Below are 6,996 nucleotides of genomic sequence, written 5' to 3'. Positions count from 1 at the left end.
TTACCGAAGCGACAAGAAATCCCAGCACCCCGAAGGGCGCAACCCCATGTCAGTTCGTATCAGGTGATAGCGACAGTCAAAGCCGCCGGTGAACCCCGGCGGCGCCGTCGTTGTGGGAGCTATATACCCACCACCCCCCAACACCGTCAACCCACCTCACCAAAAAAAATCAAACCAAACCAAAAAACCAATCCAAACACACCCAAACCCCTGGGGAAAACATACCCAACAAACACACAAACCAAAACAATATCAACAACATAACAATATGCACAGGAGAGGCGACAAGGCTAGCGGCGGCACCTTGCGATCCGAGACCTCGCCGCCGGAACCGGCAGAACCGGCCCTTTGAAGCAACTCGCGAGCCCCGCAAGCCCCGCTTTCGTGTCATCCGGACGTCATCCTCCCTCCATCCCCCTGCCCTCCCCGGCGCCCATCGTCGGCGCCCATCGTCGGCGCGCCGGCAGCACACGCAGCTTGAAGCACGGCCCCGAAGCACGTTCCTGAAGCACACCAGCGGCACGGCTTCTAACGAGCCCCCGCGCGCAAATGCGCTTCGTGCCTGCGCGGACGGGCACGGGAGACGGCACGGGAGACAGCGCGGCGGGGGCGCCGAGCGGCCAATTCCCGTCACATCGCGAATTGTGGCAAGGTCGCGTCACAAATACGCCAGATTGCTCTTGTCCTTCGGGGTTCCTATGATGCCGCCTGCGCCGTTCCGGCCACACCGGCTCGACCAGCGCCTTTGACTGGCTTTGGCCTGGGCGCGCTGGGCATGGTTGGATGCGCGGCTCTTTCTATTGCCGGGCACTGCCGGACACTGTCTGGCCAAGGCCGGGGGGCCTGTTCGGCAGGCCTTCCGGGGCAAGCAGGGATCGCGTCGAACGCCGGGGCAGGCGAGATCGCGAGACGCAGGGACGGGCCGGCAACGGCCTGCAAGAACGAAGGCAGTTGCGGGCCGGTGCCGACGGGCGTCGGCCGCAGGGACCGAGCACGACGAGAAGGACAGGATGCATCTCGGCGCGACACACCGCACCTCGCCGGACCTTGGCGACGAGCCGCCCCTCATGGTCTATGACGAGCGCGACCAGTTGCCGGATCGGCGCCGGGTCAGCTTGCGATGGCTTACGGGCTCGGTCCTGACCGGCCTGACCTCGGTCACGCTGATGGGCGGAGCCCTGTTTGCCGCGCTTGACGGCCAGTACAAGGTCTCGGCGGCGCCCTCGCGCGGCGACCAGCCGGAAGTCACCGCCTCCAGAACCGTCGGCGGCAGCGGCTCCGCCAAGGGCGACCGCGTCATCCGGGCCGCCGCGCAATATTCCAACCGGCATGTCATCCCGGTCTCCACCGTCAACCGCATCGACGGACGCGATCACATCAAGCTGAGGCCCTATGCGCTGGTCACCGCCACGCTTGCCACGCGCGCCTCGCGCGAGACCTCCGAGAACATCCCGCCCTTCAACCCGCTCCAGCTTTTCTCCGATGCCAACGTCATCCCGGCCCGCGCCGTCAGCGATGCGCTCTACGATGCCCGCGTCGAGGGCGAGGTGACGATCAGCACCCGCGACTTCCCGCTCGACAACCCGCTCGCGACCGCCGACAGCGGCTATGAGGAACTGGAGATCGAGCAGTTCGTCCGCCAGTCGGCCCGCTTCCTGGCCGGCAATTCGGTCGACGAGGCCAGCGGACCGGTGATCGATCCGGGCCGCTTCGACTTTCATCTGGCCCAGCAGCCGGAGCTGTCCCGCCTCAGCGTGCGCATCACGCCGGAAAACGTCTCCTTCGTCTCCAAGAGCGAGACCTCCGACATCTATGCCGGCATGGAAGAGAAGATCGTTCCGGTCAGCGGCGAGGAGAGCTTCCAGGACGAGTTGATGGCGAATTACGCGACCGAGGAGGACGCGGCCAGCATCGTCGACGCCTTCGTTCGCGAATACGGCATCGAGAAGCTGGAAATGGGCCAGCGCCTGCGCATCGCGCTCGCTCCCAGCCCGGACGAGGCCGGCCGGCTGCAGCCGCAGCGCGTCAGCCTCTATGCCGACACCGAGCACCGCGCCACCATCGCCCGCTCGGATACGGGGGAGTTCGTCGCGGCCCAGGCGCCCGACACGTTCCTGGCCGATGCCTTCGCCGAGGCCGATCGCGTCGGCTATGCCGGAACCACTCCGACGATCTACGACAGTCTCTACCAGACCGCGCTCGAACAGGAGATGCAGCCGGAGATGATCACCGATCTGGTCCGGATCTTCTCCTTCGACGTCGACTTCAAGTCGCGGGTCAAGCCGGGCGATTCCTTCGAGGTCTTCTACGGCCTGGAGCAGAATGCCGACAACGTTCCGGCCGAGATCCTCTACACGGCCCTGACCACCCGCAGCACCATGCATCGGTTCTACCGGTTCCGCACGCCCGACGACGGGCAGGTCGACTTCTATGACGAGACCGGCAAGAGCGCGAAGAAGTTCCTGATGCGCAAGCCGCTGTCGGGCGGCCAGTTCCGCTCCGGCTTCGGCATGCGCCGCCACCCGATCGTCGGCGTCATGAGGCTGCACAGCGGCGTCGACTGGTCCGCCCAGCGCGGCACGCCGATCATGGCGGCGGGCAATGGCGTGGTCACCAAGGCGCGCTGGGTTTCCGGCTACGGCCAGCGCATCGAGATCCAGCACGCCAATGGCTATGAGACCACCTACAGCCACCAGACCAGCTTCGCCGAGGGCATCCGCGAGGGCGTCAAGGTCAACCAGGGACAGATCATCGGCTATGTCGGCTCGACCGGCCTGTCGACCGGCCCGCATCTTCACTACGAGGTCAAGGTGAACGGCCGCTTCGTGAACCCGATGCGCATCCGTCTGCCGCGCGGACGGGTGCTCGAAGGCGACCTGCTGGCCGCCTTCCATCGCGAGCGCGAGCGCATCGATGCCCTGGTCGAGCGTGCCGCCGGCCCCTCGCGGATTGCCTCCGCCTCGGCCGCCGCCATCAACTGACGGAACGAAACGGTCTGACAGGACGACCTGGCCCGCAGGGCAGAAGACAGAAGGCCCGGGCATCGCTGCCCGGGCCTTTGTCTTTCGGCAGGTGCGAGCGGCTCAGGCCGCCGCGCTTTCCGATGTCGCTACTTCGAACAGCAGCCGATCCGACCCGGCGGTGGCGACGACCGACTGTCCGTCGGCGACCCGTCCGGCCAGGATCATCTCGGCCAGCGGGTCCTGCACCTCGCGCTGGATCACCCGCTTCAGCGGCCTTGCGCCATAGGCGGGGTCGTAGCCCTTCTCGGCCAGCCAGTCGCGGGCGCCGGCATCCAGGTGCAGGCCGATCTTGCGGTCGGCGAGCAACTTCTCCAGCCGCTTGAGCTGGATGTCGACGATTGCCGCCATCTGCGAGCGCTGCAGGCGGTGGAACAGGATTTGGTCGTCGAGCCGGTTGAGGAATTCCGGCCGGAACGACGCGCGCACCACCGCCATCACCTGGTCGCGCACCGCGGAGGAATCCTCTCCCTCCGGCTGGGCCACCAGATATTCGGCGCCGAGATTCGAGGTCAGCACGATCAGCGTGTTGCGGAAGTCGACCGTCCGGCCCTGACCATCGGTCAGCCGCCCGTCGTCGAGCACCTGCAGCAGCACGTTGAACACGTCGCCATGGGCCTTCTCGATTTCGTCGAACAGCACGACCTGATAGGGCCGCCGCCGCACCGCCTCGGTCAGCGCACCGCCCTCCTCATAGCCGACATAGCCGGGAGGCGCGCCGATCAGCCGGGAGACCGAGTGCTTCTCCATATATTCCGACATGTCGAGGCGGACCATTGCCGTCTCGTCGTCGAACAGGAACTCCGCCAGCGCCTTGGTCAGTTCGGTCTTGCCGACGCCGGTCGGCCCGAGGAACAGGAACGAGCCGATCGGCCGGTTCGGATCCTGCAGGCCGGCCCGCGCCCGGCGCACGGCGGTCGAGACCGCATGCACCGCTTCCTGCTGACCGATGACGCGCCGTGCCAGCTCGTCCTCCATGCGCAGCAGCTTCTCGCGCTCGCCTTCCAGCATCCTGTCGACCGGGATGCCGGTCCAGCGCGACACCACATGGGCGACATGATCGGTGGTCACCGCCTCCTCGACCATCGCCCCGTCGGCGCCGCCCCTCGCCTCGACATCGGCCAGGGCCTTCTCGAGCCCGGGAATGACGCCATAGGCAAGTTCGCCGGCCTTGGCGAGGTCGCCCCGGCGCTGCGCCTTTTCCAGATCGATGCGGGCCTGGTCGAGCTGCTCCTTCAGCTTCTGCTCGGACGACAGCTTCTCCTTCTCGCCCTGCCAGCGGGCGGTGAGAGCGTCCGATTCCTCTTCCAGGTCGGCAAGCTCCCCTTCGAGCTTGTCGAGCCGGTCGCGGGCCGCCGGATCGGTCTCCTTCTTCAGCGCCTCGCGCTCGATCTTGAGCTGGATGATCCGCCGGTCGAGCTCGTCCAGTTCCTCCGGCTTGCTGTCGACCTGCATGCGCAGGCGGCTCGCCGCCTCGTCGACCAGGTCGATCGCCTTGTCCGGCAGGAACCGGTCGGTGATGTAGCGGTTGGACAGGGTCGCCGCCGCCACCACCGCCGAATCGGTGATCCGCACGCCGTGATGCAGCTCGTATTTCTCCTTGATGCCGCGCAGGATGGAGATCGTGTCCTCCACCGTCGGCTCGTCGACGAAGACCGGCTGGAAGCGCCGCGCCAGCGCCGCGTCCTTCTCTACATACTTGCGGTACTCGTCGAGCGTGGTCGCGCCGACGCAGTGCAGCTCGCCGCGCGCCAGCGCCGGCTTCAAGAGGTTGGAGGCGTCCATGGCGCCATCCGCCTTGCCGGCGCCGACCAGCGTGTGCATCTCGTCGATGAACAGAATGATGCCGCCGGCCGCCGCCTGGACCTCGGACAGAACCGCCTTCAGGCGCTCCTCGAACTCGCCGCGATACTTCGCGCCGGCGATCAGCGAGCCCATGTCGAGGGCAAGCAGCTTCTTGTCCTTCAGGCTCTCCGGCACGTCGCCATTGACGATCCGCAGCGCCAGACCTTCGGCGATCGCCGTCTTGCCGACGCCCGGATCGCCGATCAGCACCGGATTGTTCTTGGTGCGGCGCGACAGCACCTGCATGGTGCGGCGGATCTCGTCGTCGCGGCCGATCACCGGGTCGAGCTTGCCGTCGCGGGCGACCTGGGTCAGGTCGCGGGCATATTTGCTCAGGGCGTCATACTGGCCTTCCGCCGAGGCGGTGTCTGCCTTGCGCCCCTTGCGCAGGTCGTTGATCGCCTCGTTGAGCCGCACCGGCGTGACGCCGCCATCGGCAAGCGCCTTGCCGGCGGCGCTGTCCTTGATGATCGCCAGCGCGACCAGCAGCCGCTCCACCGTGACATAGGAATCGCCGGCCTTGTCGGCCAGCTTCTCCGCCTGGTCGAAAACCTGGGCAAGGGCGGGCGAAAGATAAAGCTGTCCGCTGCCGCCCGAAACCTTCGGCAAGGTGGCGAGCGCCTTCTCGGTGGCGGCAAGCACATCGCGCGAGCGCCCGCCCGAGCGGTCGATCAGGCCGGCGGCCAGCCCTTCCGGGTCGTCCAGCAGAACCTTCAGAAGATGTTCGGGCGTGAATTGCTGGTGGGACTGTCCGAGCGCCTGGGTCTGCGCCGACTGGACGAACCCGCGCGCCCGCTCCGTGTATTTCTCGAAATCCATGATGACCTCCAGATCCGACAGCCCCCCGCAGCAAGGCCGCCTTTTCGGAATGCGGACCCGCACTGGCATCCGCACGGCCCGATAAGGGCCGCACCCAGCATATAGTGTTGCATTTCGAGCACAAAAGAGGGGGGCATTGCGGATCCGGCGCTCGACAGCAAAAAGGCCGCGGAACGTGCCGCGGCCTTGTCGCTGTGATGTTCGGCGCAGGGGCTCGCCGCGGATCCGTCCTGGGATCAGGCGTCCGTCGGCGCCGCCTCCGCCTCGGCCGGCTTGCGGCTGCGCGGCGCGCGGCGCGCCCGCGGCTTCTTGTCCTCCTCCGGCGCCTCGACGGCAACCTCGGCCTCCGCGGCGGCGGAATGCTCGACGCCGTTCATTTTCTCGTCGGGCGCTCCGGCCTCGCCCTGGGCGGTGCGGTTGCGACGCAGTCCGCGTCCGCGTGCGCCGCGAACCCGGCGGCGTCCCCGGTCGTCGGCATCGCCATCCGCATCGCCTGCATCGTCCTCTGCCTCGGCCTCTGTCGGCTGGCCGGGGAACGACTTGGTGTTGAGGACCGGAATGTCGTCGACGAACGGCTGCGGTGCGTCCACAGGCATGACCGGCTTTGCCGAAGCCTGCGCTCCCCCATCACGGTCACGGTCCCGATCGCGATCGCGATCCCGCTCGCGGCGGTCGGCGCGCTCGGTGCGCTCATTGCGCTCCTCAAGCTCCTCCGCCTCGTCCTCCGCTTCGTCGCCGCGCGGCAGGACCACCGGCTGGTGCATGCTCTGCTGCGCCGCGGCGATGATCCGCAGGTAGTGCTCGGCATGCTGGAGATAGTTCTCCGACATGACCCGGTCACCGGCTGCCGACGCGTCGCGGGCGAGCTGCTGATACTTCTCGGCTACATGATGCGCCGTTCCGCGGATCTTGACGTCGGGACCGTTCGATTCATACGTCCGCGAAAGCGGATTCGGTCCCTTGCGGCCACGGCCGCGGATGCGCTTGTTGCTCTGATTTCCTGGTCTCATTCTGCCGTTAACTCTCAAGAACGGCGACCGGCAAATCCGGTCAGGAGTCCGGCTCTCGGGGAGCCGGCGCCATGAAACGCAACCGCACGAAGCCGGTGTTGCGTGGGCCAATCAAGAGACCTTCAGCGGACCGCGAAACGGCACATGCCGCTCAATCCCGCTTGACTCTAAGGGTTCATCTTGAACAGACCGATGCCGAGTGATCCCGGGACCCTGCGGTCCTTCGGGCATCCTTGCCGACGGTGAGTCCCGTCATGCGATGCGAGATCTGGCCGGAACGAAAAGCCTCGATAACTTTCGAA

At 66.8% G+C, this 6,996-nt stretch carries 3 protein-coding genes; 1 reads left to right on the top strand and 2 read right to left on the bottom strand.

Annotation, left to right across the window (positions count from 1 at the left end):
• Nucleotides 1-1,010 precede the first annotated feature (1,010 nt).
• Nucleotides 1,011-2,981, top strand: a complete 1,971-nt coding sequence (locus P2PM1_RS18545; RefSeq protein WP_186400050.1) for a M23 family metallopeptidase — start codon at nucleotides 1,011-1,013, stop codon at nucleotides 2,979-2,981.
• Nucleotides 2,982-3,083: 102 nt separating this feature from the next.
• On the opposite strand, the gene clpB is transcribed toward P2PM1_RS18545, so the two are convergent.
• Both clpB and P2PM1_RS18535 read right to left on the bottom strand, forming a co-directional pair.
• Nucleotides 3,084-5,684, bottom strand: a complete 2,601-nt coding sequence (clpB, locus tag P2PM1_RS18540) for an ATP-dependent chaperone ClpB (RefSeq protein ID WP_186400049.1) — start codon at nucleotides 5,682-5,684, stop codon at nucleotides 3,084-3,086.
• Nucleotides 5,685-5,920: 236 nt separating this feature from the next.
• Nucleotides 5,921-6,805 (bottom strand): DUF4167 domain-containing protein, encoded by an 885-nt coding sequence (locus P2PM1_RS18535; protein ID WP_371636870.1) that lies wholly within the window; start codon nucleotides 6,803-6,805, stop codon nucleotides 5,921-5,923.
• Between the last annotated feature and the right edge of the window lie 191 nt (nucleotides 6,806-6,996).

It is taken from the genome of Stappia sp. P2PMeth1 (assembly GCF_900185735.1).
Lineage (GTDB): Bacteria > Pseudomonadota > Alphaproteobacteria > Rhizobiales > Stappiaceae > Stappia.
The sequence above is the reverse complement of the archived record's forward strand: the minus strand, read 5'-3'. Positions and strand labels throughout refer to the sequence as shown.